Annotated in this window: 13 protein-coding genes and 1 pseudogene; 4 read left to right on the top strand and 10 right to left on the bottom strand. The window is 49.1% G+C overall.

The annotated features are described in order from the left end of the window. Positions 1-5: 5 nt before the first annotated feature. The 4 genes from C825_RS13945 to C825_RS13930 all read right to left on the bottom strand — a co-directional run bounded on the left by C825_RS13945 (position 6) and on the right by C825_RS13930 (position 7,837). On the bottom strand, positions 6-899 hold the full coding sequence (locus C825_RS13945) for an efflux RND transporter periplasmic adaptor subunit (protein ID WP_010802909.1): 894 nt from the start codon (positions 897-899) through the stop codon (positions 6-8). A 73-nt stretch (positions 900-972) separates the two neighbouring features. After that, positions 973-5,322 (bottom strand): CusA/CzcA family heavy metal efflux RND transporter, encoded by a 4,350-nt coding sequence (locus C825_RS13940; protein ID WP_010802908.1) that lies wholly within the window; start codon positions 5,320-5,322, stop codon positions 973-975. Between the two features lie 268 nt (positions 5,323-5,590). Then, positions 5,591-5,773, bottom strand: coding sequence for a hypothetical protein (locus C825_RS13935; protein WP_010802907.1), 183 nt, complete (start codon positions 5,771-5,773; stop codon positions 5,591-5,593). A 945-nt stretch (positions 5,774-6,718) separates the two neighbouring features. Beyond that, positions 6,719-7,837, bottom strand: a complete 1,119-nt coding sequence (locus tag C825_RS13930) for an IS110 family RNA-guided transposase (protein WP_010800321.1) — start codon at positions 7,835-7,837, stop codon at positions 6,719-6,721. Positions 7,838-8,002: 165 nt separating this feature from the next. Here C825_RS13930 and C825_RS13925 point away from each other — a divergent pair, with 165 nt between their 5' ends. Continuing rightward, on the top strand, positions 8,003-8,782 hold the full coding sequence (locus C825_RS13925; RefSeq protein ID WP_010802906.1) for a DUF4469 domain-containing protein: 780 nt from the start codon (positions 8,003-8,005) through the stop codon (positions 8,780-8,782). Positions 8,783-8,950: 168 nt separating this feature from the next. Continuing rightward, positions 8,951-13,576 (top strand): T9SS type A sorting domain-containing protein, encoded by a 4,626-nt coding sequence (locus tag C825_RS13920; RefSeq protein ID WP_010802905.1) that lies wholly within the window; start codon positions 8,951-8,953, stop codon positions 13,574-13,576. 75 nt (positions 13,577-13,651) lie between these two features. On the opposite strand, the pseudogene C825_RS27865 reads toward C825_RS13920, so the two are convergent. From C825_RS27865 to C825_RS13895, 5 genes and pseudogenes are all read right to left on the bottom strand, one after another. Continuing rightward, positions 13,652-13,771: pseudogene (locus C825_RS27865) on the bottom strand (Rpn family recombination-promoting nuclease/putative transposase); the annotation flags it as partial. Beyond that, positions 13,772-14,473 (bottom strand): 6-phosphogluconolactonase, encoded by a 702-nt coding sequence (pgl, locus tag C825_RS13910; protein WP_010802904.1) that lies wholly within the window; start codon positions 14,471-14,473, stop codon positions 13,772-13,774. It abuts the pseudogene before it with no gap. Positions 14,474-14,487: 14 nt separating this feature from the next. After that, positions 14,488-15,957 (bottom strand): glucose-6-phosphate dehydrogenase, encoded by a 1,470-nt coding sequence (gene zwf / locus C825_RS13905; protein ID WP_044214580.1) that lies wholly within the window; start codon positions 15,955-15,957, stop codon positions 14,488-14,490. Positions 15,958-15,972: 15 nt separating this feature from the next. Then, positions 15,973-17,427, bottom strand: coding sequence for a decarboxylating NADP(+)-dependent phosphogluconate dehydrogenase (gene gnd, locus C825_RS13900; protein ID WP_007656224.1), 1,455 nt, complete (start codon positions 17,425-17,427; stop codon positions 15,973-15,975). A 23-nt stretch (positions 17,428-17,450) separates the two neighbouring features. Next, positions 17,451-18,827 carry an FAD-dependent oxidoreductase gene (locus tag C825_RS13895; RefSeq protein ID WP_010802902.1) on the bottom strand — a complete coding sequence of 459 codons (1,377 nt, stop codon included), beginning with the start codon at positions 18,825-18,827 and terminating at the stop codon, positions 17,451-17,453. A 583-nt stretch (positions 18,828-19,410) separates the two neighbouring features. Between C825_RS13895 and glyA the strand changes: the two genes are divergently transcribed. Next, a complete protein-coding gene (glyA, locus tag C825_RS13890) occupies positions 19,411-20,691 on the top strand; it encodes a serine hydroxymethyltransferase (protein ID WP_007656220.1) in 1,281 nt (426 codons plus the stop codon). Positions 20,692-20,872: 181 nt separating this feature from the next. After that, positions 20,873-23,221, top strand: coding sequence for a family 20 glycosylhydrolase (locus tag C825_RS13885; protein ID WP_010802901.1), 2,349 nt, complete (start codon positions 20,873-20,875; stop codon positions 23,219-23,221). 60 nt (positions 23,222-23,281) lie between these two features. Here C825_RS13885 and C825_RS13880 read toward each other — a convergent pair whose 3' ends face one another. Next, positions 23,282-25,750: an alpha-L-arabinofuranosidase family protein gene (locus C825_RS13880; RefSeq protein WP_010802900.1), complete on the bottom strand. Its 2,469-nt coding sequence runs from the start codon at positions 25,748-25,750 to the stop codon at positions 23,282-23,284. Positions 25,751-25,839: the final 89 nt, after the last annotated feature.

Below are 25,839 nucleotides of genomic sequence, written 5' to 3'. Positions count from 1 at the left end.
TATACTTATTTCTTTTCTACACGCGCCGTCACATACATGCCAGGACGAAAACGTTCGTGGTTTCCTTTCACCCGTGCATAGATTTCGAGGGAGCGGTTTACGGCATCGACCTCCTGGCCGACAGACAGCAGTGTGGCATCGAACGTCTGCTTTCCCATGCCGTTCACGCGGAACTGGATGCGGCTGCCCGGGATAAGGTCGTCGAGGTCTTTCTCGTAGGCGGTCAGGCAAAGGAGGGTTTCGCCTTTGTCGATTACTTCGCAGACAGGTTCGCCGGCATTGATATATTTACCCAGGTTCAAGGTCATCCCGGTCACGTAGCCGTTCAGCGGGGATTTTACTTCCAGGTAAGGACGGATACCGTCTTTGAGCAGGTCGCCGGGCGTAACTCCGAGTATCGTGAGTTGTGCGGCGGCAGCTTCCAGGCGGCTTTTCATCGAAAGGTAATCGGCCTTGCTCTGCTGGAAACGTTTCTGGGAAGCTGCTTCCTGCGAACTCAGACGCTCCTGGCGGTGGTATTCGGCTTCGAGATATTCCGTTTGGGCATGAGCCTCCAGGTAACTTTGTTGCAACAGGATGAAATCGGGGTTTTCGAGGGTGGCGAGGACGGCACCTTTCTTTACATAATCGCCCGGAAGCAGGGGCGTTGAATGGACGGTCCCTCCCATCGTCAGGGTGACGGTGGCATGGCGTTGGGGAGGCACAATCATGGTTCCGTTGAAGGAAGAATGATTCGGCATGGCGGTTGCCGAAGTGACGGCGTCGACACGGATGGTATCGGTGGCAACCACTACCGGTTCGACAGGAGGTGCAACCGGTTCCGGGGTCTGTTCTTTTTCAGTTGTCGTATTGCAGGCGGCTAATAAAAGGACTGCAACAGGAAATAATATTCGTTTCATCAGATGTTTATTTTTAATATATTCTATTTTCTTAAAATATGGCTTCCGGGAGTTCCGACAGCTTGTCTTTTTCTTACCGAGTATACAATTCCAATTCCAGTGCAGAGATATTGTAATTATAGACCGCTTCAATATATCCCCTCCTTATCTCGCGGGCACTGTTCAGGCTCTGGACGAACTGCATAATATCCGTTTCGCTCTCCTTGAATTGTATCTGCGCACTCTTCAGCAGGGCATCCGCTTCCGGGAGCGCACCGGTCGTATAATAACGGATATTTTCTCCCTGTTGGCGGAGCATGGCTTGCAACTCATCGACCTTGTTGTTCAGCTGGCGGGCGCTCGCTTCCGCTTCCGTCCGGGCAATTCCGGCATCTATCCTCGCCTGCTTCGAACGGCTTTGCTGCGGAAAGAACAAGAGCGGGAAGGAAACACCGACCATCCACGAATTCAACCCGTTCAGCGGTGAAATCTTCTGGCGGATATAACCGACCGAAAGTTCGGGGAAGAAACGGCTGCGCTCCACGTTCAGCAGCGCCTTCTTCTCATCTGCCAGGCTCCGGAAATAATTCAGATGCGCTTCCGACGGCGCCGCCTCTCCGGTCACACCCGGAAGTAACGCCAGCGTACTGTCGGCCGGAACAATCGGACTGTCGGCATAACACGCCCAGGTGAAACGGCGGACTGCCAGTTGAAGCTCTTCTTCCGCCTGCATCAGCCGGGTACGCAGGTCGGCTGCCAGCGTCGTTGCCATATTGCGCTCCAGCAAAGTGATATCGCCCTGCTCGTAACGGAGTTTTCCCGCCTCCTGCAAACGGACTGCCAGCTCGCTCTCTTCGCGGTAAAGGGAACAAAGGTTTGCCGCATACTGATAATAAGCCCAGGCACGTTTCACCTCTGCCGTTATCTCTTTGCGTACCATGTTGCGATAATATTCGCCCGTCGCCACCTGCTTGCTGACCAGGGCGTTTTTATAGAAAGGAGTCAAGAGGTTGCCCAACGACTGGGTGACTTCCAGCTGGTTGTCACTGTGTGTCTCGCCATTGATTTGCCCCCAGGAATAGGAAAAGGAAGTCGCTCCCGGGTCCCAGGCCTCTCCCCTTGCAGCCCGCGAGCGGTCTATCGCCGCCGAGGCCGTCTTCAAACGGGGATGGTTCTTCATGGCAAGGGCAAGGGCCTCGTCCAGCGTAACGGTTGCCGGGATTGCGTCGGGAATCGCTCCCCCCTCCGCCCATGCCGCCGGTGACAGGACAACCAGCAGCAGAACCAGGGTGGCAACCTTCGTCCCCCTCCTTTTCCTGAACTTCTTCCACATCAGCGGGAACGAATTAACCATCCGGTAGAAGACAGGAATAATCAGCAGAGTAAGGACGGTCGAAACAATCAACCCGCCAATCACGACAGTCGCCAGCGGACGCTGCACCTCCGCACCTGCCGACCTGGCAATTGCCATCGGGACGAATCCCAGCGAAGCCACCAGTCCCGTCAGGAATACCGGGCGCAACAAATGCGGGCATCCCCGGGCAATAATCCGGTTCGTACTCATAGTATATCTGTTTCTTTTACGTAAGTCATTGAAATGATTAATCATCAGGATACCATTCAGCACCGCCACCCCGAACAAGGCAATAAAGCCGACCCCGGCAGAAATACTGAAAGGCAACCCGCGCAGCCAAAGCGCCACAATCCCCCCTATCAGCGACAAGGGCACGGTCGAAAAGACCACCAGCGTATAAGTCACGCTCTTGAAAGCGAAGAACAGCAGCAGCAAAATCAACGCCAGTGCAACAGGAATCACGACCAGCAAGGTATTGATGGCATTTTGCAGGTTCTCGAACTGCCCGCCGTATTCGAAATAATAACCGGGCTTCAGCTTGATATTCTTTTCCAGCGTGTCCTGTATCTGCGAAACGACCTGCTGTATATCGGCATCGCGCACATTCACTCCAATCACGATACGGCGTTTGGTCGCATCTCGGTTTATCTGCAAAGGACCGTTCACCAGCTCGATACTCGCCACCTCGCTGACGGGTATCTGGATACCCTCCGCCGTGCGGACAAACAACTTGTCGAGGTTAAGGTCCGACACTTTATCGTTATCCAGCCGCAACACAAGGTCGAAGCGCCGTTCGTTCTCAAAAATCACGCCAGCCGCCTCCCCGGCATAGGCCGTGCGGATAATCGTATTCAGTTCCTCTATATTCATACCGTAACGGGCAATCTTGCCGCGGTTGTACCTGACCACCAGTTGCGGAAGTCCCATCGCCTGCTCCACAATCACGTCGGCGGCACCGGGCACCTGCTCCACATAGGTCGCCGCCTCTTTCGCCCGGGTGTAGAGTTCCTCCATGTCTTCGCCATACAGCTTGATGGCGATGTCCGCCTTGGCACCCGTCATCAACTCGTTGAACCGGAGTTGTATCGGCTGGCTGAAATTGAACTCCGCCCCCTCGACCGTCTCCAGCGCCTTCTTCATCTTCTCCACCATCTCGGCACGGCTGGAAGCCGACGTCCATTCCTTGAACGACTTCATGATTATCATCACATCGGCATCCTCCACCGCCATCGGGTCGGTAGGCACCTCCGCCGTCCCTATCTTGGCAACGACATGTTTGATTTCGGGGAACTGCTCCATCAGCGTCTTCTGCGCCCGGCTGGAAAGTTCGATACTCTGCGTCAGCGAACTTCCGGCGGGAAGCGTCATCTGCATCGCAAAGTCACCTTCATCGAGCGTCGGGATAAACTCCGCGCCCAACCGGGTAAACAGCAGCAACGAAGCCGCCAGCAACGCAAAAGCGGAACCGACCGTCGCCCAGGCATGATGCAGGCAGAAACGCAGGCCGCGTTTATAAAACACATTCAGCTTATCGAAGAAACGGTCGGCAAAGGTCGGCTTTGCAGAGATGGTCCGTTTCAGGAAGAGCGAAGCCATCATCGGCACATAGGTAAGCGAGAGAATCAGCGCACCGATAATACAGAAGACCAGCGTCTTTGCCATCGGCGTAAAATATTTGCCTTCAATCCCCGTCAGCGTCAGGATGGGAAAGAACACAATCAGGATAATCAGGACGGCAAAGGTCGCACTGCGCACCACGCCGCTCGCCCCGGCTTCCACTTCCCGGTCCAGTTCAGCCTGCGTGAGCGTCCTCCCGGCAAGCCGTTTCGTATAGATATGCGCCAGTATCCCTTCAAGGATAACAATCGAGCCGTCCACCACGATACCGAAGTCGATCGCCCCCAGGCTCATCAGGTTGGCCGACACGCCGAAGACGCGCATCAGAATGAAACCGAAGAGCATCGCCAACGGAATAACCGAAGCGACAATCAACCCGGCACGTACATTCCCCAGAAAGACGATCAACACCAGGAAGACTATCAGTGCCCCTTCAATCAGGTTGCGCACCACGGTCGAGATATTCCGGTTCACCAGCTCTGAACGGTTCAGGTAAGGTTCGACACTGACGCCTTCGGGAAGCATTTTCTGCACTTTCTCCACGCGGGCTTCCAGTTCCTTCGTCACCACATTGGCGTTCGCCCCTTTCAGCATCATGGCAATGCCGCCCACACATTCGCCTTCGCCGTCTTTGGTCATCGCACCGAAACGTTTCGGCGCACCGAAGCGCACCGTGCCGACGTCGCTGATATGTATAGGGATGCCTCCGCGGTTCGTAATCACGATGCGTTCGATGTCTTTCGCATCGCTTATCATACCTTCCGAACGGATATAGTAAGCACGGTTCACCTTCTCGATATAACTTCCGCCGGTATTCTGGTTGTTGCTGCTCAGGGCGGAATAGACGTCGCCGATGGTAATGTTCAACGAATAGAGGGCATCCGGGTCGACCGCCACCTCGTATTGTTTCAGGTAGCCGCCGAAACTGTTAATCTCCACAATCCCCGGAATACCCGAAAGTTGCCGCTTCACAATCCAGTCCTGAATCGTGCGTAGCTCCATGGCATCGTAGCGGTCCTCATAGCCGGGGGCGACCTTCAGCACATACTGGTAGATTTCGCCCAGCCCGGTCGTTATCGGCATCAGTTCCGGCATGCCCAGTTCGGCGGGAATCTCTCCGGCAACGGTTTGTATCTGTTCATTGATCAGCTGCCGCGCATCCAGTGTCGGGACACTCTCCTTGAACACCACCGTCACGAGCGACAACCCGAAACGCGACACGGAGCGTATCTCTTCCACATTCATAATATTACTCATGGCAATCTCTATCGGGAAAGTAATCAACTGCTCCACCTCCTGCGGGGCAAGCGTCGGCGAGACAGTCACAATCTGCACCTGGTTGTTCGTAATATCGGGGACGGCGTCGATAGGCAACGTCAGCATGGCATAAATCCCTCCGATTAGCAGGAACAGGGTCGTCAATCCGACGAACAGCTTTTTGTGAATCGAAAAATGTACTATGGCTTTAAACATCACTTTGTAATTTAAAATAACATTACAAAGCTAGCGGCTGCAAAAGAAGTAACCTATAAGAAAAGAATGAAGCTGACAGAATGGGAAGTGAAATGTACGAATCAGCTTTTAAACGGAAAAGAGAGAAAGGGCGTAAAGAACAAAATCCGGGAAAAGTCAGAGCCGCACATCTTCGTGTAAAGGGTCATACATGCGTTGTAAAAGGGGGTACATGTGTCTGGTCTGAAGACTGACAGGCTCCTGTGCGCGACTTTTCCCGGAATTTTTTTTAGGGGACATCATTCTTTTCATTGAAGTCGTTTGCCTCCTGGTTTCCGCCTTCAATGGTTTCCGTGACGTCTTTCACGTCGCCCGATGTATAGCTATCAGACAGGACAGAGGCATCCGAAGCCATCGCCTCGTCGGTCAGTTCGGCACTCTCGTCCCACAATGTTCGCATTATCTTTGTCATAACCTTTGATTTTATTTGTTAGTACATTATTCTAACAAGACTGCCGCGCAAAAGGTTGAAAAAGGAAAGCAATTTCTGAGAAATAAACGGCTTATTTATCACAGGTCCCTTTGTAACCGGTGGAATCAGAGCGACATAGTTCATGAAGAACTCTAGTATTCCTATTGATAATGAACCGTTTTACAGGGAATTTCTGTTGAATAACATCAGTTTTTCCTTTTGTAGCATCCCCTTGTGAAACCCTCTCCGGTACCTCGTTGGTACCAAAACAGAACGGTGTTAGGGGACGCAAACGACGCAGAAGGCGCAGACGCTCGCAGACTTTTTAATAATCAATCTTTCTCTGCATGCATCTGCGTTCTTTGCGTCGTTTGCGTCCCCTAATAGATATTTATTCTTATCTCCCCCTAAAAAACAAACCATCGTATGTTGCGCACCCTGAAATAATCCTTATATTTCCTCTATAAATAAACAAACGTGAGTTCGAAATAAGTACCATAACCTTCCTCAGAATAACAGTCAAGCCATGTTTAATAACATGTATGTGTAAAAATATAACAAAAAGTTTGTATTAAAGAAAAATAAACCTGTCCTTTGACGAAAAGATTTTAACTATGAAAAACACAAAGAGATAACATTGCCACAGTCTTGACTATGAAATGTATGATCTTTGGGAGGGAGTCTGTATAAGGGTCCCTTTTTTCTTATTATTTTCTGTGTAATAAAAGTTACACTAACCTTATTTCGAACTCCCGTTAAAATAAGATCACTTTGTAGCTGTCCCTACATTTTGTCTATGCAGAGAGTGATAAATAATTTCCTCTTCGAGCTTGTTTGTCTCAGACGCAATTCCTTGCCAGAGCGTGCCTGTATACCAGTTTGCAAAAACGGGGTTTACTCCACCACAAATATAAGGGTCTTGGAACGCTCATTAAGAAGCAACCATTAATTCACAAATGGCATATAAGGTTGCTTTTTAGCTAATAAATTCCAAATAACAACGAGTAGCTTTCGAGCATTTGCCATTAAAGCCTTGTTGTGATTCATTCTCTTTTTCAAGGTATGATATCTGCTATAAAATTTAGATGTTTGAGTCCTGCAGGCTCCCCATGCACATTGTGTAAGCATAACACGTAAATACTTGTTTCCATGTAAAGTCTTTCTTCCTTTGATCTTTCCTGCACTTTGATCATTTCGCGGTCTTAATCCAGCCCAGCCAACTAAAGCTGATGCTGTTAGAAAGGCTTTCATGTCAACACCGATTTCTGCTATGATTCTCATAGCGCTTTCCTCTTTTATCCCAGGAGCTGTTTGAAGGATTTCCAGTTCCTCGGCATAATGTCCCTCGCAAATTATTCGCATTTTCTCTTTACACTCAAGAAGCTGACGATCATAAAGTTCCACTTCTTCCAAACTCATTTTAAGCATGTCTCTGTCTGATGAAGATACAATACCAGTCAAAGACGACTTAATAACCTCATGACAATGTTTATTACGAATACGCTTGTGAACCAACAGAGCTAATACTTCAGAATCAGTTTCACCACAGATTAATGCATTGACCACCTTACGCATGGATTTACAACCAATATCAGAAACATAATTACTCAAACGAATATTGCAACGTTGCAACGTTAGATCGATAGCAGATTCAGCTTGCTGTTTGCGACGAGTCAAATGGAAGATACGACGACTGTACTGACGTAATTCCTGTATTTTTGAATCAGGAATATAACTTCCCTTAATTAGCTCTTTCTGAAGAACAGTCGCAATCCATTGGGCATCTTTAATATCAGTTTTACGACCAGGGAGTTGACGGATGAAATAAGGGTTAACCAATTTAACATCAAAATCGCATTCCAAAATGCGCCAAATAGGAACCCAATAAATACTGGTGCTTTCCATTGCAACTTTACCAACACCATGAGAGACTAAAGTGTCACGAAGGCGATCCAGTTCCGGTGTTAAAGTTCCAAACACATCTTCAATTTTCTCACCGTTTGCTGTGAGAATACACATAAAGACACTATCTTTATGCACATCAAGACCACAAACTCTGTCCATAAGATATAGTTTTTTTGTATTACAACTTTAAAATAACGAAAGTCGGTGGAATAACAGCAGGGAGTGGTCTTTATTTTTATTAGACGCGCTTATAAATCTCAATTTTTATGTAAGTTTGCCCACATTATAAACGTAGTTCTTCATGAACTAAAATACCCAATAAACATGGCAAAAGACGAACCTAAACGGAGAAGCATCATCGGCACACTGGTCGATAACAAATTGACCGAGCGCGAAGACGACTCCACCATCAACATCACTTATGTGGGCCGACGCTCTATCGACGGCCTGTGCAGCCTTGCCGCCAAAGCAGGCAGCAAATTTTCAGCTTCCGAGCTGCTGACCGCTTACAAGGATATCGAAAAGCAGGCGAAGGAAGAAGTATACTCAGGTGCTACCGTCGAATTCGGTTTCGCCAACAACTCCCTGGGAGTCGAAGGCGCCGTGATCGGCCCAGGCGCCGGTTTCGATCCCGCCGTCAACCGCGTGGTCATGCGCTGCATCCCGTTGGTAGGACTCCGTCCTGAGCTCGACATGATCGACGTGATTATCAACGGCACCAACGAAGGAATGCCGACCGTCACGACCCTCTACGACGTGTTCACCAAGACGACCAACGCGAAGCTCACGCCCGGCAACACGCTCAACGGCAAAGGCAACCGCGTAAAAATCGCCGGCAGCGAAGGCAAGGAAGTAGGCTTCTTCTTCATCGACGCTACCGACGAAACAAAGGTCGTAGCCGTACCCGAGACAGCCATCTCGCGCAACGAGCCGTCAAACTTTGCCTTCATCATCCCCGCACTGCCCAACGGCAACTACTATCTGGAGATAGCGACACAATACGGCGGGCAGAGCACAAAAATATTGAAAGAAGTACGCCGTAGCCGCTTTCCCTATCTGCTTCAGGTAGGTTCGGGCGGAAGTGACCGTCCCGAAATAGAGTGACCGCCCCTCCATCCTCCCTCCCCGTAAAAGTCCGGAGGTCGGACCTTATAAGGTCCGGCACCCGGACTCGGGAAGGTCCGACACCAAGACCCGGGAAGGTCCGGTTACCGGACCAAACGCTCCCGAGGTTATAAACCATCGAAAATACTACATTAATCATTTATACGTATGAATACAACAGAACTACGCTCCCTGGCAACCCGCCGTTTACTCGCCGGGTTGTTTTTTGTTATTATGGCGGCAACACCCTTCATAGCACACGCCGCTCCGACCGGTGAAGGGTGGAACGGCAAGATAGCCGACAAAATCGAAAATGCCGCCGGCAATTCCGGCGACACAGCCGATAAACCTATCTTCATCAAAAAGGCCGCCGAACTGGCGTATCTGGCACAACAAGTGAATACGGGAGGCTATGTATTGGAAGTTAAAAACGGAAATAAGATCGACAACGAGGCCGATTCCTATAAACAAGGTTTCTCCGGTTATTATTTCGCTCTCTCCGACGATATCAAACTGGATGGAGGACTCTGGACTCCGATAGGACATATGCATATCTTCTGCGGCCACTTCGATGGCAAAGGGCATACTGTCGACGGACTGAGAATAGATCAGATTGATGGCTATATCGGATTATTCGGCTGCGTTAATGACGGCACGATTTGCAATCTGGGTGTCCGCTTGCATGAAGACGGGATAAAGGTTGCTTCATCATACCCTAAAGATAATATCTTCGCAGGCGGAATTGTCGGATATCTACTAGGATTAAACATTGGTGCTTCTCTCCGCAATTGCTTCGTGGTTGGAGACGGAAAAGTGGAGATAACAGCAGGATACCAGGGGACAGTAGGAGCAATAGCTGGGTCAATTAAGAGTTCCGACTCTCATTCCGCCCTCCTGACCCATTGTTATTCCACAGTCGATGTGGAAGCAACAACAGAGAACCAGTGCTATGCAGGTGGCATCGTCGGTAGATCCAATAGTATCCTTTCCTACACCTACGCCACCGGAAGCGTGAAAACCAACAACGCCACTGAACAATCTGCCGGCGGCATTTGCGGAAGAAGAGAAGGCGGAGAACTAACCCATAACCTCGCCCTGAACAGCGAAGTGACAGTATCCGGCGGCTCCGACTCCCACCGGATAACCGGCTCCAATCTCAACGACGAGACATCTCCCGGTTCCTCCTTCAACTATGCCTGCCCCTCCATGTCGCTGAAGAACCAACCCTTCACCGACGATCCTTCCAGCCTTGACGGTGCAAACACCTGGGCAGACCAATTCAGGAACGACCTCCAAAACATCCCGGCATCACCATCGGACGTTAACGAATGGACAACAGCCTGGATTTGGCCCGACACCCCGTCCGGCCAACCTGCTTTGCTCCCCCAGCTAAAACGGCTCAACCCCGACGGCACTTACCCCGAAGGTTCCTCCACCGACAACCTGCTTGCCGGACAGCCCTCACTCGCCACCGTTGACTTCCTTTCCGTCCAACCCGACCCGGCGTCTTCCATCGAAAACCTGGGTGGCGGCGACGGCTCAACCGCTGCAACTCCCATCCGCATCCGCAACGCCGTCGAACTGGCCTACCTCGCCCGTCAAGTCAACAACGGCGGTCAAACCCTACAGCTCCTCTATGGCAAAAGCATCGACAACACCGCCGATGATAACCTCAAAGGCTTCGCCGGCTACCACTTCGCCCTCTCCGACGACATCGACCTGAAAAGGCAAAACTGGACGCCGATAGGGAATGAAGACTCCCCATTCATGGGAAATTTCAATGGCGACGGGCATGTCATAAAAGGTTTGAAAATAAGTATTCACAATGAAACGGATGCCGATGTATATGCCGGATTGTTCGGCTACGTTCTAAACAGCACCTTCTGCAACCTGGGTGTATGGCTGGCTCCGGAAGGGATAGATATATTCTCAAGCCAAAGCAATATTTATGCCGGAGGACTGGCAGGATGTATATACGCATCATATACCAATATCCACAACTGTTACGTGGAAGCAGAAGGGAACGGTACAATCAGAGGCGAAGGTGACTTTGCCTGTATCGGAGGAATAGCAGGAAAAGCGAATGTAGAAATAACCCATTGTTACGCTACCGTCAATGTAGAAGTAACAAACAATAGAGCGGCTCGTATCGGCGGCATTGTCGGAGAAGGAGGCCCTACCATTTCCTATACTTATGCCACTGGGGAAATAAAATGTAGCGGTTCGTGTTTTATAGGCGGCATTACAGGAAGAAGTACAGGTGGCTCAATAATAAACTGCCTGGCCTTGAACAAGGAAATTACGACCGACGAAAAAGGCCATATCTTATTCTATCGTATAGCAGGATTAGCCTCCACCTCTACCTCCAACTACTCCACCCCCCGCATGATGCTAAACGGTCAACCTACCAAGAACGATGATAGAGACTTCGACGGCGCCGACACCTGGACCGACAAATTCAAGGAAGACCTGCTAAAAGAGCCTTCCGATAACAACGAATGGGCAACAGCCTGGGAATGGGCGGACGGCAAACTCCCATGCCTGAAAAAAAGCAACCCCGACGGCAGCTATTCCAGCTCCCTGATAGCCGGGCAAACACCCCGCCAGGCAGACGATTTCCTCTATCACTCCCCCTGGACCGACAACACTGCCACTTTCATTGAAAACGCCGCTCCTTCCAGCGCCTCTCAACCCGGCGACGGTTCCTCCCCAAACACCCCTATCCTTATCAAAGATGCCGCCGAACTGGCGTATCTGGCACAACAGGTAAATGCGGGAGGCTATGTATTGGAGTTTAGCGATGGAAGCAAGATTGACAACGCCAGTGAAATCACCAAACGCGGTTTTTCCGGCTACTACTTCTCCCTCTCCAATGACATTAAGCTGGAGGGAGGAAACTGGATACCGATAGGAGATGACAACAGCTTCCGAGGCCACTTCGATGGCAAAGGACATACAGTGGATGGACTGAGAGTGGACGTTGTTAAAGAGAATTCATCAGAAAATACGTCCGATAATACGCCTGCATACGCCGGATTATTCGGTTATGTTGAAGATGGCACGCTCTGTAACCTGGGTGTCCGCCTGCATGAAGATGGTATAAAGGCAGTTTCAAATAATAACGATGCCTTTGCCGGAGGAATTGTAGGACTTCAAATTGGATTTGAAGATAACACCCTTCTCCGTAATTGCTTCGTAGTTGGAAACGGGAAGGTGGAAGCTACAGCTGAATTCTCAGGCTTTGCCGGAGGAATAGCCGGATTGATAAGCTTTTCCGTCCCTAACTCCGCCACCCTCACCCATTGCTATGCAACAGTCGATGTCGAAGCAACAGCAAATATCACCTGTTGTGCAGGCGGCATTGCCGGAAGTTCCTACGGGCGCCTTTCCTACACCTATGCCACCGGAAGTGTAAAGACAAACAAGACCAACCAATATGCCGGCGGCATTTGCGGAGATATAGTCAGCGGAGAACTAACCCACAGCCTCGCCCTGAACAGCGAAGTAACAGCAAACGGCGCCAACGCCCACCGGATAGCCAGCAACTCTTTTCCGCCCGATCCTCCGTCTGACTTACTTCCCGTCCTCGACACCAACTACGCCCGCCCCGCCATGTTGCTGAATAACGGTTCAGATTCTGGTTCCACAACCGTAACCTCTCCCGACGGCACTTCACTCGACGGCGCAGACACCTGGCTCGACACCTTCGCCGACAACCTGGCAAGCGACGATGCCACCAACGAAGGCTGGAAATCCGGCGCCTGGACATGGCCTACCGCCCCGTCCACGCTGCTCCCCAAACTGGCCCTCGTCACCTTCGACGACTCCGGTACCCCCAACGGCTTCACCCCCTGGCCGGCACCAGCTACAACGGTAACTTCCGGCACTTTAAGTTCCCCGGTAATTTCAGTCGCCCAACCCGACCTCGATGCAGCCGACTACCTTGTCAACCGTCCCCTCCTCCACGTCACCCAACCTGCTGAAGGAGGAACACTGGCCGTCTACCTCGCCGACCCGGCAAACCCGACGGCACCGGCTCCCGGTACGCCGACCCTCACCGACGGCACCAACGGCTCTGAAAGTATCCCCGTCGTCCCCGGCACCGCCCTCTGGCTCACCAACATCCCAAAGGCAGGCTACGACTTCAAAGCCTACCTCTCCGGCCCAGCCCCCGACGGCGTCACCCAACCCGTCAGCGGACAGTCACTCACAATGACCGCCGCCGACCTATGGATAACCGCCTCCTTCACCGCACAGGCACCGCCGCCGCCTCCAACGCCGGTCTACTACGACGTCACCCTTCCCTCCGTGGAAGGCGCCACGACCGACCCCGCCGCCGGCACGTACTCCGTCGAAGCCAAGGAGAGCTTCCGCTTCTTCCTCACCCTCGACGAAGCCTACTCGCAGTCGCAGCCCGTCGTCATCACCGACCGCGGTGAAACGATCACACCCCGCACGAGCGATGGGGCCTATATCGTGAAAACCGTCCACAGCGACGTCTCCATCTCAATCGCCGGCATCGTCGAAAACGACCCTGTCGCCAACGAGTCCATCGCCGCCCCCTCCGATGCCCTCCGCATCTGGACGGAGCCGGGTACCCTCTGCATCGACCTCGACATTACCAACCGCACAAGCACCGACACGGATACCGTTCCTTCCGTCCGCATCATCTCCGCCGACGGACGGCTGCTGCACGACTTCCGCCCTGTCCCCGGCCTGAACCGCCGCAATCTGGCCCCCGGCCTCTACATCATCCAGGCCGGCCAAACAGTCCGGAAGGTAATCGTGAAATAAGCGGGTAATAACCGGAAGGTAGTTCAAAAAAATCAGGCGGCTCCTACGTAAGGAGTCGCCTGATTGCTTTATTGATTGAATACGTTCATCCCTGCTCAGACTTGCCACATCTGCCACTTCTAGCAATTTGTCGAAGACGGCTTTACGTGCCTTAAAAGGCATTCTTTCCAATGTATCCGTATGCTTTAATAAATATTACAGCGTCGTATACACTATCGAATCCACCGCATGCGACAGGATATAAGCTGCCGGCGTTGCATTCGTTATGGAATACCCCTTCTTCAATTCCTCTATTGCATCCGCTTTACCTTTGCCCAATACAGGGACCAGCAACGGCGAACCGTTCAGGATAAGCGGGCCCGTCATCGTGATGCGGAACTGTCCCGTTTCCGGATGCTGCGATACCGCATAATTGCGGCTGTCGGTCAGCAAGGGAAGATTGTCGGGGAAGATAGACGCCGTATGCGAATCTCCTCCTATACCCAGGATGATACAATCGAAATAGGGAAACTGGCCGTGACGCGGCAGATACTCCTTCACGATACGCGAATAACGCATAGCCTCCGTCCCCGGTTCCCCTTCGCCATGAATGCGGTGGATATGTTCGCTAGGAATGTGGAGCGGTTCGAACAACAGCTTGTTCGCATGACCGAAATTACTTTCCGCATCTGTCGGCGAAACGCAGCGTTCGTCCACCCAGAAGAAACGCATGTTGTTCCAGTCTATCTTATCTTTATATTCGTCTGCCCACAAGGCAAACATCTGTTTGGCCGTTTCACCACCCGACAGAGCCAGGTTGAACGGTTCATCATCCTCTTTACGGGCCATATAATCCATCAACTGGCGAGTCAATGCCCGTAATGCATCTTTGTTGTCTTTGTAATTCTCTATTTTCATATGCTTCATTATTATCAGCCGCACGAATCGCAGGGAGCTCCCATCGAATCTGCGCCTAGCATCATTCTTTCTATCGGACCATTCTGTCCCGGCTCATAGAAGAAGAGATTCTTCGAACCCTCTTCCTTCCAGTGATACAGGATAGGGTCTATAAAACGCCAGCTTGCCTCCAACGCATCGCTGCGGGCATACAGGGTCGAATCGCCCAGCATGGCATCCAGCAACAGACGCTCGTAAGCATCCGGCAGGTGAGTTTTTGAAAGCGAGTCGTAACGGAATTCCATCCCGACCTGTTTCACGGTGAATCCGGCTCCCGGCATCTTCAGACCGAAACGCAGCGTGATACTTTCGTCCGGCTGGATACGGATAACCAGCTTATTGCATGAACTGCCCGAACACTGCCCGGCGAAAAGCTGATGCGGTGTCGATTTGAAATGGATGACAATCTCCGACGACTTTTCCGGCAACTTCTTACCCGTAAAGAAATAGAACGGGACACCACTCCAACGCCAGTTGTCAATGAAGAACTTCATGCCTACATACGTTTCGGTATTCGAATCGGGTGCGACATTCTTCTCCTCGCGATAACCGTCATACTGACCGCGGACTACCCATTCATTCATCTCACGAATCGTATAGGGACGGATAGCACGGAAGACCTTCACAATCTCATCGCGAATCGGTTCCGGGTCGAACACGGCAGGCGATTCCATCGCCGCAAACGCCATCAATTGCATCAGGTGGTTCTGAACCATATCCCGCAAGGCGCCTGCCCCGTCATAATACTTGCCGCGGTTCTCCACACCTAGCGTTTCGGAGGCGCTTATCTCGACTGAATCCACATAATTCCGGTTCCAAAGGGGTTCGAAAATACCGTTGGAAAAACGGAGTACCAGGATATTCTGCACCGTCTCTTTTCCCAAATAATGGTCGATACGGTAAATCTCCTCCTCTTCGAAAATACGGCAGAGATGCTTGTTCAGTTCTTGGGCCGTCTCAAGGCTTGTTCCGAACGGCTTCTCCACAATCACGCGGCGCCATCCGTCTTCCGTATCAGCCACATTCATGCCGTTTTCCTGAAGATACTTGGGTACCAATTCGTACATCAGCGGCGGAGTGGCCAGGTAATAGATAATCCTGTCCGGAATATTCTCCTGTTGCTGCAACGAATGGATACGGTCTTTCAGTTTTACATATTCGGCGGAGTTGGTTGAATCGAATGCCAGGTAGAACAGAATTCGGAGGAATTTATCCAGTTCTGCGCTGTTTGTTTCCTTATTTCCCCTTGCTTCCAGGATGTGTTTACGCTGTTCGGCACGGAACTCTTCGTCCGTGTATCCCGTACGGGCCGCACCCAATATAGCGAAATGTTCGGGTAACATATCGCCAATGAACAATTCAAAAAGTGCCGGAAGCAACTTGCGACCTGTCAGGTCGCCCGATGCTCCGAAAATAACCAGGAGTTGACTGTCTGCTCTTTTCATCATCAAGTCCCTCCTTTATACTGTATAAGTTCCTGAAACTGTGTTACCGCCTTCGCCCGTCCAGTTGGTGTGGAAGAAAATGCCGCGGTCACGATCTACTCTCTCATAGGTATGCGCACCGAAATAGTCACGCTGTGCCTGAATCAGGTTGGCAGCCGAATTGAGCGTGCGCAAGCCGTCGAAATAACTCAGGGCCGAACTCATGGCCGGCAAGGCTACGCCACTCAGGGCGCCTTCTGCAACCACCTTACGCCAGGAAGGCAAAGCGACCTGTATCTTGGTGCGGAAGAAGTCGTCGAACAGGAGGTTCTGCAACTCCGGATTCTTCCTGTACGCATCCGTAATCTTCTGCAGGAATACGGAACGGATGATACAGCCTTTACGCCATATCTGTGCAATCGTGCCGAAGTCCAGGTTCCATCCGTAACGTTCGGAAGCGCGGCGAATCAAAGAAAAACCTTGTGCATAAGAAATCAGCTTCGCAGCATACAAGGCCTGGCGAATCTCTTCAACATACAGGTTCTCACCCAGTTCGACAGGTTCGGGATACAATCCGGAAGCCTTTTCGCGTTCAGACGACAGGGCCGACAGCATACGGGCATAAACAGCTTCCGTAATCAGTGTCAACGGATCGTTTTCGTCCATTGCTGCGATGGCGCTCCATTTGCCGGTTCCTTTCTGTCCGGCGACATCCAGGATTTTGTCCAGCAACGGTTTGCCGTCTTCGTCGCGGAAGCGGAGGATATTTTTTGTAATCTCAATCAGGAAACTGTCCAGTTCCCCTTTGTTCCATTCTTCAAAGACGACAGCCATTTCGTCGTCATCCAGTCCTTTACGGTTCTTCAGCAAAGAATAGGCTTCGGAGATTAACTGCATGTCGCCATACTCAATCCCGTTATGCACCATCTTCACGAAATGTCCGGCACCGCCCGTGCCTATCCATTGACAACAGGGAGTCCCATCGTCGAGCTTGGCTGCAATGCCTTGCAATATGTCCTTTACAATTGGCCATGCTTCGGGAGAACCTCCGGGCATCACAGACGGGCCGTGCAGGGCACCTTCCTCGCCGCCTGAAATACCGCTACCGACAAAATAAAGACCTTTTGCCTCCACTTCCTTCACACGGCGTTCCGTATCGTGGAAATCGGAATTACCACCGTCAATAATCACATCGCCGGGCGACATGTGGGGCAGCAGTTGTTCAATCATCTCATCGACCGGAGCACCTGCCTTAATCATCATCATGATGACACGCGGACGCTTAACGGCTTCCACCAGTTCCTCGATAGAATGGGCCGGGATAAAATTCTTTCCCTTGCCGCGGCCGTTCACAAAACGGTCCACCACCCCTTCCTCACCGGGGAAACTACGGTTATATACAGCAACGGTAAAACCTTTGCTTTCCATGTTCAGAGCCAGGTTCTCACCCATAACGGCGAGACCTATCAGTCCGATATCTGCTTTTTTCATGTTCTGTTCTATTTTATATTTCGTTATTTTATCAATGCAAACAAATCGTTCAACGATTCACTCATCGAAGGATGCGTATAAATGCTATCCCTCAGGAATGTGTAATCTTTTCCCGCCCGTATAGCCAGCGAGACGGTATTGATAACCTCCGTCGATTCGGCGCAGAAGAGGGTACAACCCAGTATCTCGCCTGTTTCCGTATCGACAATTGCTTTCAGCAGGCCATCCGTCTGCTCAAAGGTACGTGTCCTCGGAAATGCTGCCGCCGGAATCCGTGCAATACTTATCTTTCTTCCCGAACGCAGGGCCTCTTCTTCTCCCATACCGATACGCGACAAAGGCGGATCGATGAAAACGGAGTAAGACACAGCTACACGGTCATCTTTCGTACGGCGTCCGCTACCGAACAGCAGGTCTTTTATCACCCGATAATCGTCCAGAGAGATGTAGGTAAATTGAAGACCACCCGTCACATCGCCCATTGCCCAGATATTCGGGACATTGGTACGCAGATGGTCGTCCACAATGACGGCTCCCCGGTCGGAGATCTTTATCCCCGCAGCTTCCGGATGCAGGTCTGTGGTGTTCGGACGGCGTCCGGTTGCCAGCAGCACAGCGTCGGCGGGAAGTTGTACTTCGTTTCCTTCTTTCTCTTTATATGTTATAACAGCTCCGGCGTCATTGTGTTCAATCGACTGCACCAAAGCATTCAGATGAATAGTAATTCCTTTCTTTTCCAATACTGTTTTTACCGCCTCGGCAATATCACGGTCTTCACGGGCAATAAACTTGTCGCCTCCTTCAAGCACGGTCACTTCGGAACCGAAGCCAGCAAACATGGAGGCAAACTCAAGGCCGATATAACCGCCGCCTACAATCACCAGCCGGCGCGGTAACTTATCCAGTTCCATAATAGAAGTACTGGTATAAACATACGGATTACCTTCCAGTCCCTTGATTGACGGAATTATGGTGGAAGCGCCCGTATTGATGAATATCTTTTCGCCCTCCAGGAGAAGGGTTTCATTGCCTGCTTTCACTTCTATTTCATGAGGAGAACGAAAAGAAGCGATACCGGTATAGACCGTGACGGTGTCTTTCGAATCGAGGTTATCGAAATTCTTTTTGCGTAAAAAGGCAGTCAGTTCCCTTTTTCCGGCAATAGCATTCCGGAATTCCTCTGCGTATTGCTCAAAAGAAGAGGGTTTCCTGTATTGAGTTACTTTCGACATGTGTACCAGCCTTTTTGTCGGGATACAACCTATATTGATACAAGTTCCGCCATACATACCAGCCGAACGTTCAATAATGGCTACGTTCCAGCCTCTCGTTCCCAACTCTGCGGCCAAAGTCTTGCCGGCCTTACCAAACCCAATGATTATCGCATCATACTTTTTCATCTTTCGTTTCTCCTCTTTTAAGTTAGTTATTAACAGAACATTCGTTTTAACCTAATTGTTCGTAAAATTTATCTATATTCCAATATTTATTATCTATCAGCCTCCCCGCTTAAAACGCAAAGGATGACAATACAAAAGTAGAGAAAGCGACTAGTTAAGGGAATGGTCATTTTTCCTATTGAGTTGGCAATTTGTCATTCACTGGGGAGCAAAATTCCGGACACTACGGAGCGGCTTCAGTTTCCTGTTTAGGAAATGCGAGTTTCTTCCGCAGGAAACTGGAGTTTCCTAAACGCGAAACTACGAGGAAACTGTAATCAGCTGAGCAATAATACACTAATACAAAATTGAGGAATAGTAAGAAAACAGATTCTATTACCTCTTGGCAGCCGAAATAAGTAACATCATTTCCACAAATACAGAGAACGACAAAGATAGGCACAAAAACGGCCTCATTCCTGCCTTTCTCTATTTATATTTTGATAACAATTAGACTATATATACAGAAATTTATCGTAAATTTGCGACGATTCTCTCATTTTGATAAGCAGAGAACTCATTGCAATAACCAATTTTACATGTAATGAAACAAGACAAGATCATTTTCGACATCATTGAAAAAGAACATCAGCGCCAGTTGAAAGGTATCGAGCTGATTGCTTCTGAAAACTTTGTGAGCGACCAGGTGATGCAAGCCATGGGAAGCTGCCTGACCAACAAATACGCCGAAGGTTATCCCGGCAAGCGTTATTATGGTGGTTGCGAGGTAGTAGACCAGAGCGAAACGATTGCTATCGAACGGTTGAAACAAATCTTCAATGCTGAATGGGCAAATGTCCAGCCTCACTCGGGAGCACAGGCAAATGCAGCCGTATTCCTGGCAGTTCTTAACCCAGGGGATACATTCCTCGGTTTGAATCTGGCACATGGCGGCCACCTTTCTCATGGTTCTCCCGTAAATAGTTCAGGTATCCTATATAAAGCAACAGAATATAACGTAAAAGAAGAAACCGGACGCGTCGATTACGACCAGATGGAAGAAGTTGCACTGCGCGAAAAACCGAAATTGATTGTCGGTGGCGGTTCTGCTTATTCACGTGAATGGGATTACAAACGTATGCGCGAAATTGCCGACAAAGTAGGCGCCCTGTTGATGATAGACATGGCTCACCCTGCCGGTCTGATTGCTGCAGGTTTACTGAACAACCCGTTGGAATATGCCCACATCGTGACTTCTACGACTCATAAAACGCTGCGTGGTCCGCGTGGAGGTATCATCCTGTTAGGCAAAGACTTCGAAAACCCATGGGGAAAGAAGACTCCGAAAGGCGAAATCAAAAAGATGTCGCAGTTACTCGATTCAGCCGTATTCCCGGGAATCCAGGGAGGTCCGCTGGAACATGTAATTGCTGCTAAAGCCGTTGCTTTCGGCGAAGCACTGGAACCGGAATACAAAACATACCAGGCTCAGGTGAAGGCAAATGCGGCTGCTATGGCTAAAGCATTTATCGATAAGGGGTATAAGATTATTTCCGATGGTACGGACAATCACAGTATGCTGATCGACCTACGTAAGAAATTCCCTGAACTGACCGGTAAGGTAGCTGAAAAAGCATTGGTTGCTGCCGACATCACTGTCAATAAGAACATGGTTCCGTTCGACAGCCGTTCAGCATTCCAGACGTCAGGTATCCGTGTCGGTACTCCGGCTATCACAACCCGTGGTGCCAAAGAACCGCTGATGGCTGAAATCGTTGAATTAATCGACACTGTTCTTTCTGCTCCCGAATGTGATAAGACAATCACCGCTGTTCGCGAAAAAGTAAACAGCATCATGAAAGAATATCCAATCTTCGCTTGGTAAAATACCTTGTATAGGGCCGGCACTAAAACCGCCGTCCCTATACATTATATTATATATAGTATATAAATACCGTATAAGCGGCAAAAATATCTGTTTAACCGGAGTAAATACCGGGACGACCGCTAGGGCCGCCCCTACGAAAAACAAAATTCACAATTATCTATAAACTTATCTTTATAACATGAAGAAGCTCGTTTCAATGTGTGCAGGCGCAGCACTATGTATCCTTGCGTCATGCAGCGAAGGGCCTACAAAACAGATGCCTTATAATCAGGGTATCAATGTAATTCCTGTACCTGTAAGTCTGACTCAGAACGAAGGAGTCTTTAAAGTTGGCAAAAATATGGCTTTCCAGGCTTCCACTCCGGAAGCTAAGACTGTGGCTGAATTTTTTGCTTCTAAAATGAATCTGGCAACAGGTTATCAGGTAACAGTCGGCGACAAAGAAGTTTCTAACGGGATTTCATTGCTCATCGACGAATCACTGGACGTAAATAACGAGGGTTACATACTCGACGTAACTGCCAATGGAGTCGTTGTAAAAGCTAAAACTCCGCAAGGTTTGTTCTACGGTATGCAGACATTCATGCAACTGTTGCCGGCAGAAATCGAAAGTCCGGTTGTTGTAAACGGTATCGCATGGACCACTCCATGTGTTTCGGTAAAAGACGAACCGCGTTTCGGATACCGTGGCTTCATGCTTGACCCGTGCCGCCATTTCATTCCAGTTGAAAACGTAAAAAAACAGATTGACGTATTATCCCTGTTCAAGGTAAACCGCATGCACTGGCACTTAACAGACGACCAGGGCTGGCGTATCGAAATCAAGAAATATCCGAAACTGACAGAAGTCGGAGCAAAACGTATCGAAGGCGAAGGCACTGAGTACGGCGGCTTCTATACACAGGAAGAAATCAAGGAAGTTGTGAAATATGCAGCCGATCGCTTCATCACAGTTATTCCTGAACTGGAACTTCCGGGACACGAAATGGCTGCTATCGCCGGTTATCCTGAATTGTCTTGTAAAGGCGAACCGGGTACTCCGCGTATCATCTGGGGTGTTGAAGACATCGTAATGTGTGCCGGCAAAGAAGAAACATTCAAGTTCCTGGAAGACGTGATTGATGAAATCGCCCCGTTGTTCCCCAGTGAATATTTCCATATCGGAGGTGACGAATGTCCGAAGATCAGCTGGAAAGAATGTCCGCTATGCCAGAAACGTATCAAGGAAGAAGGGTTAAAAGGCGACAAACAGCACAGCGCGGAAGAACGTTTGCAGAGTTACTTCGTACAACGTATGGAAAAATATCTTTCCGGCAAATACGGAAAGAAAATCATTGGTTGGGATGAAATTCTGGAAGGTGGTCTTGCACCGTCTGCAACTGTTATGTCATGGCGTGGTGAAGCCGGCGGTATCGCTGCTGCTAACATGGACCACGATGTGATTATGACTCCGGGAAGCGGTGGTATGTATCTCGACCAATATCAGGGAGATTCCAAAATAGAACCGGTAACTATCGGCGGATATGCTACGATTGAAAAGGTATACAGCTATAACCCGATTCCCGACACATTGGTTACAACAGGCAAAGCCCAGCATGTAATCGGTGTTCAGTGTAACAACTGGTCGGAATATATGTACAACACCGATTTGATGGAATATCGCATGTATCCTCGTATGTTGGCTTTGGCCGAAATCGGATGGAGTCCGCTAAACCGTAAGGATTATAAAGATTTCGAACGCAGACTTGATAATGCTTATGTTCGTCTGGATGCACACAACATCAACTATCATATCCCACAACCGGAACAGCCGAACGGCTCATGTAACTTCGTTGCATTTACGGATAAAGCATCTCTGGCATTCAAAACAACTCGCCCTGTCAAAATGGTATATACAATCGACGGAACAGAACCGACTGCCGAATCAACTGTTTACTCTGCTCCTATCGAATTCACAGAATCAGGCATATTGAAAATCCGCTCCGTATTACCTTCCGGTAAAATGAGCAAGACTCGTACAATCACTGTAGAAAAGCAGGCCCTGGCTCCGGCTAAGGAAGTTGCTAAAACAACTCCGGGACTGGAAATGCAGGTTACTGACGGTATGTTCCTTGAATCATCGAAACTGGCTGACGTAAAAGAATGGAAGAAATCGACCATGAAAGATTTGCGCGAACTTACCAGCGTTGTCAAGACCAGCGAATCAATGAGAGGCGTTAAACAGTATGCTGCCGTTGCAACCGGTTATGTAAATATTCCGGAAGATGGCGTTTACTATATCTCTTCTGACAACGAAGAAGTTTGGATTGACGGTAAACTGCTTATCAACAATGGCGGTGAAGTAAAACGTTTCTCACGCCACGACACTTCTGTTGCTTTGGCTGCCGGCCTGCATGAAATCAAAGTGGTATTCCTCGGACATATCATCGGCGGATGGCCTTCCAACTGGAATGACGGCAGTGTAAAACTGCGTAAAGCAGATGCAGAAAGATTCACCCGCATCACTCCGGAAATGCTGGTTCACTAATCACATTTTCGTAATCACAAAAAAGGCTCTGGACATCACTGTTCAGGGCCTTTCTTTATCTTAATCGACTTTCATCTTCATAATGGTAATCGAGTTGGGCGGGAAAGAATAAACCATCGGTCCACCCAGAGAGAAAGTGATATTCTTCGATACTGGAACAATCCGGGTCGGATTATCAAATGTATTACGCACCAAAGGCTCGCCGGTCAATTGAAGGATTTCCGCATCATTTTTGACACTAGCACCTTTTATATTCAATTCCGTCTTTTCTTCATGTTGTGTCGTATTTACGACTTTCAGTATAATCGTATTGGTCTCCTTCTCCAATGTGGCAACAGAAACCAGCGACGGCAGCGGAGGTAATACAACCTCATGCACCAATTTGTCATCGACATAACAACTTACGGCTTCATCCTTACAAACCACTTTCACATCATACCAACGGTTACTTTCAAAAGAATAAGGTTCAGGAGAACGCAATGTGTCTTTAACCGCACCGGCTGAACGATAGAACTCACAGGTTCCGGGAGCTATGGAAACTGCAATATGGTCGTTGGCCTCTCCTTCTTTTCCATTATCCCGTACACGAAGCTGAATCTGTCCGCTTCCTTTATTCCTTCTCACTCTCATGGAAAAAGTGTAATCGTGGGCTGTCGAATCGCCCATTAAGATATAATTCCAACGGTTGGCATCGGGAGTTAATGTACCGTTATTTACTTTCCAGCCTCCGGTCCTGACTATCGCATCTGTTACAGGTTTGCCATCAATCCGCACATCTTCAAAGTCATAACTGTTATCAAACAGTTCGATTCCTGCATATCCGAATGTAACCTGGGGCCTGCTGTATGTTTCTATTTCTGTTTTCAGCAAATCATCTCCCCGGTTATCCGAAAACATCTTCATCATATAATAAGAAGGAGACCCGATTGCACTGTTATTATTAAAAGAAATAGCCGGATATCTCTGAAAATCATAATTTACATTCCCCAATACGGGTGCATAGGCCAGGTGTTTTACCACTTCCGGACTACTCTCCACACCAAGCAGGAAACAGGCTTCTCCTATCGCCGCCCGCAAAGTTCCTTGTAAAGAGACATCACCCATACTGAACTCACCGATGAAAACCGCAGGAAATCTTCTCAGATATTGCCCGGTCTCGTATCTGTCATGATTTGCGATAAGGAAATCTTCACCGGAATAAAAATGATAATCAGTCCACTCGTTACGGTTTTTCCCTGAAATAAACGAGCTCTTAATCACGGTAATTTCAGGATAAGCCTCATTAATAGCTTTTTTAAAAAGGTCAAAACGCTTTGAATATTCCTGCCCATAGTTCTCACTCCCAATCTCTATGTATTTCAAGTCAAACGGTTCCGGATGCCCATTCCTGGCACGCATAGCACCAAAAGTCGAATCAGCAGGCTGATTGGCATAAGCAATCGCATCCAATGCATCCTGAACCAACTTGTTCATAGCTGTAATATCCTCATAACGGGGCCGGCGGCTTTGGCTTGTCACCCCGCTGTTAATCACATAAAGCGGTTCCGCTTCCAAATCTTCGCACATTTGCAGATATTCATGATACCCCATACCGTTAGTCGAACCATACGCCCATATATTCCAGAAATTCCTGCGTGTAGAAATATCTCCAATGGTTTCATGCCAGACCGGATACGTTCCGGCCGTATAACCTTCTACAAAACTCCCTCCCGGAAAACGGACAAACTGGGGATTCAACGAAGAAATCATCTCCATTAAATCAGGACGCAGACCGTTAGGCCTGTCTTTCCAGGTTTTTTGAGGAAATAGAGAAACCATATCCATCCAGAATACAATAGAAGTATCTGCCGTAATAGCCAAAACAGCATTATTTGTGCTTTCCGAAGCGGTAAACGTATGTTTGTATTTCCTCCATTCATATATCGGAGAAACATCAAAAGTTTCACTCAAAGGTGTTTCTGCCACAGAATCGCCTAAAAAGATACGAACCTTTTTAGGAATCATCGACCCACCTTTCAGATATAAGGACAATTCATATTTTTCACCCTCACGTATGGAAAGTCCATTATAACCGGTTGCAACTACGCCTCCTCTCCCGGTTTCCGAAGAAGCGGCAACAGAAACCAATAAAGAGCGTTTATTTTTATCATTAATCAACTCCTTATTATCAGGCCATATACTGGTATTTGAAGAAATTTTCCGCCAGCCGGGTGTTGAATCGGGACGAATAAAAGGAATCGTCCATCCGTTAGGTGTGCTTAATACATTTCGCTTGGCATCATAAGGGCAGTTTAAAGGAGGCACTCCATCCTCAAAACTGCGATTTTGTATCATCTCTGCATATACTCCCCCATCAATGGCATGGTTTATCTCTTCAATTGTTACTCCATACAAATTTTTATTAACAGGAACAGAAAAGCCGTCCAAATCAATTATTATTGAAGATGTAACAGGCATTTCCGGCTGACAACCGGAAAGCATAGCGGCGAGTATAATGCTTATATTTAATACTTTAAAGGGTATATTCATTTCTTTATTTATCAATTCAATATATCGACTAAGTTTCGCTTTGCAAACTTAAAGAATAATTTCCATATATAACATTCTTTGGAGAAAAG

The organism is Parabacteroides sp. ASF519, assembly GCF_000364265.2.
In the GTDB taxonomy this organism is placed as follows: Bacteria; Bacteroidota; Bacteroidia; order Bacteroidales; family Tannerellaceae; genus Parabacteroides; species Parabacteroides goldsteinii.
The sequence above is the reverse complement of the archived record's forward strand: the minus strand, read 5'-3'. Positions and strand labels throughout refer to the sequence as shown.

Coding starts and splice junctions, on each gene's coding strand:
- C825_RS13945 (WP_010802909.1), bottom strand. CDS start 899: ATGAAACGAATATTATTTCCTGTTGCAGTCCTTTTATTAGCCGCCTGC.
- C825_RS13940 (WP_010802908.1), bottom strand. CDS start 5,322: ATGTTTAAAGCCATAGTACATTTTTCGATTCACAAAAAGCTGTTCGTC.
- C825_RS13935 (WP_010802907.1), bottom strand. CDS start 5,773: ATGACAAAGATAATGCGAACATTGTGGGACGAGAGTGCCGAACTGACC.
- C825_RS13930 (WP_010800321.1), bottom strand. CDS start 7,837: ATGGACAGAGTTTGTGGTCTTGATGTGCATAAAGATAGTGTCTTTATG.
- C825_RS13925 (WP_010802906.1), top strand. CDS start 8,003: ATGGCAAAAGACGAACCTAAACGGAGAAGCATCATCGGCACACTGGTC.
- C825_RS13920 (WP_010802905.1), top strand. CDS start 8,951: ATGAATACAACAGAACTACGCTCCCTGGCAACCCGCCGTTTACTCGCC.
- pgl (WP_010802904.1), bottom strand. CDS start 14,473: ATGAAAATAGAGAATTACAAAGACAACAAAGATGCATTACGGGCATTG.
- zwf (WP_044214580.1), bottom strand. CDS start 15,957: ATGAAAAGAGCAGACAGTCAACTCCTGGTTATTTTCGGAGCATCGGGC.
- gnd (WP_007656224.1), bottom strand. CDS start 17,427: ATGAAAAAAGCAGATATCGGACTGATAGGTCTCGCCGTTATGGGTGAG.
- C825_RS13895 (WP_010802902.1), bottom strand. CDS start 18,827: ATGAAAAAGTATGATGCGATAATCATTGGGTTTGGTAAGGCCGGCAAG.
- glyA (WP_007656220.1), top strand. CDS start 19,411: ATGAAACAAGACAAGATCATTTTCGACATCATTGAAAAAGAACATCAG.
- C825_RS13885 (WP_010802901.1), top strand. CDS start 20,873: ATGAAGAAGCTCGTTTCAATGTGTGCAGGCGCAGCACTATGTATCCTT.
- C825_RS13880 (WP_010802900.1), bottom strand. CDS start 25,750: ATGAATATACCCTTTAAAGTATTAAATATAAGCATTATACTCGCCGCT.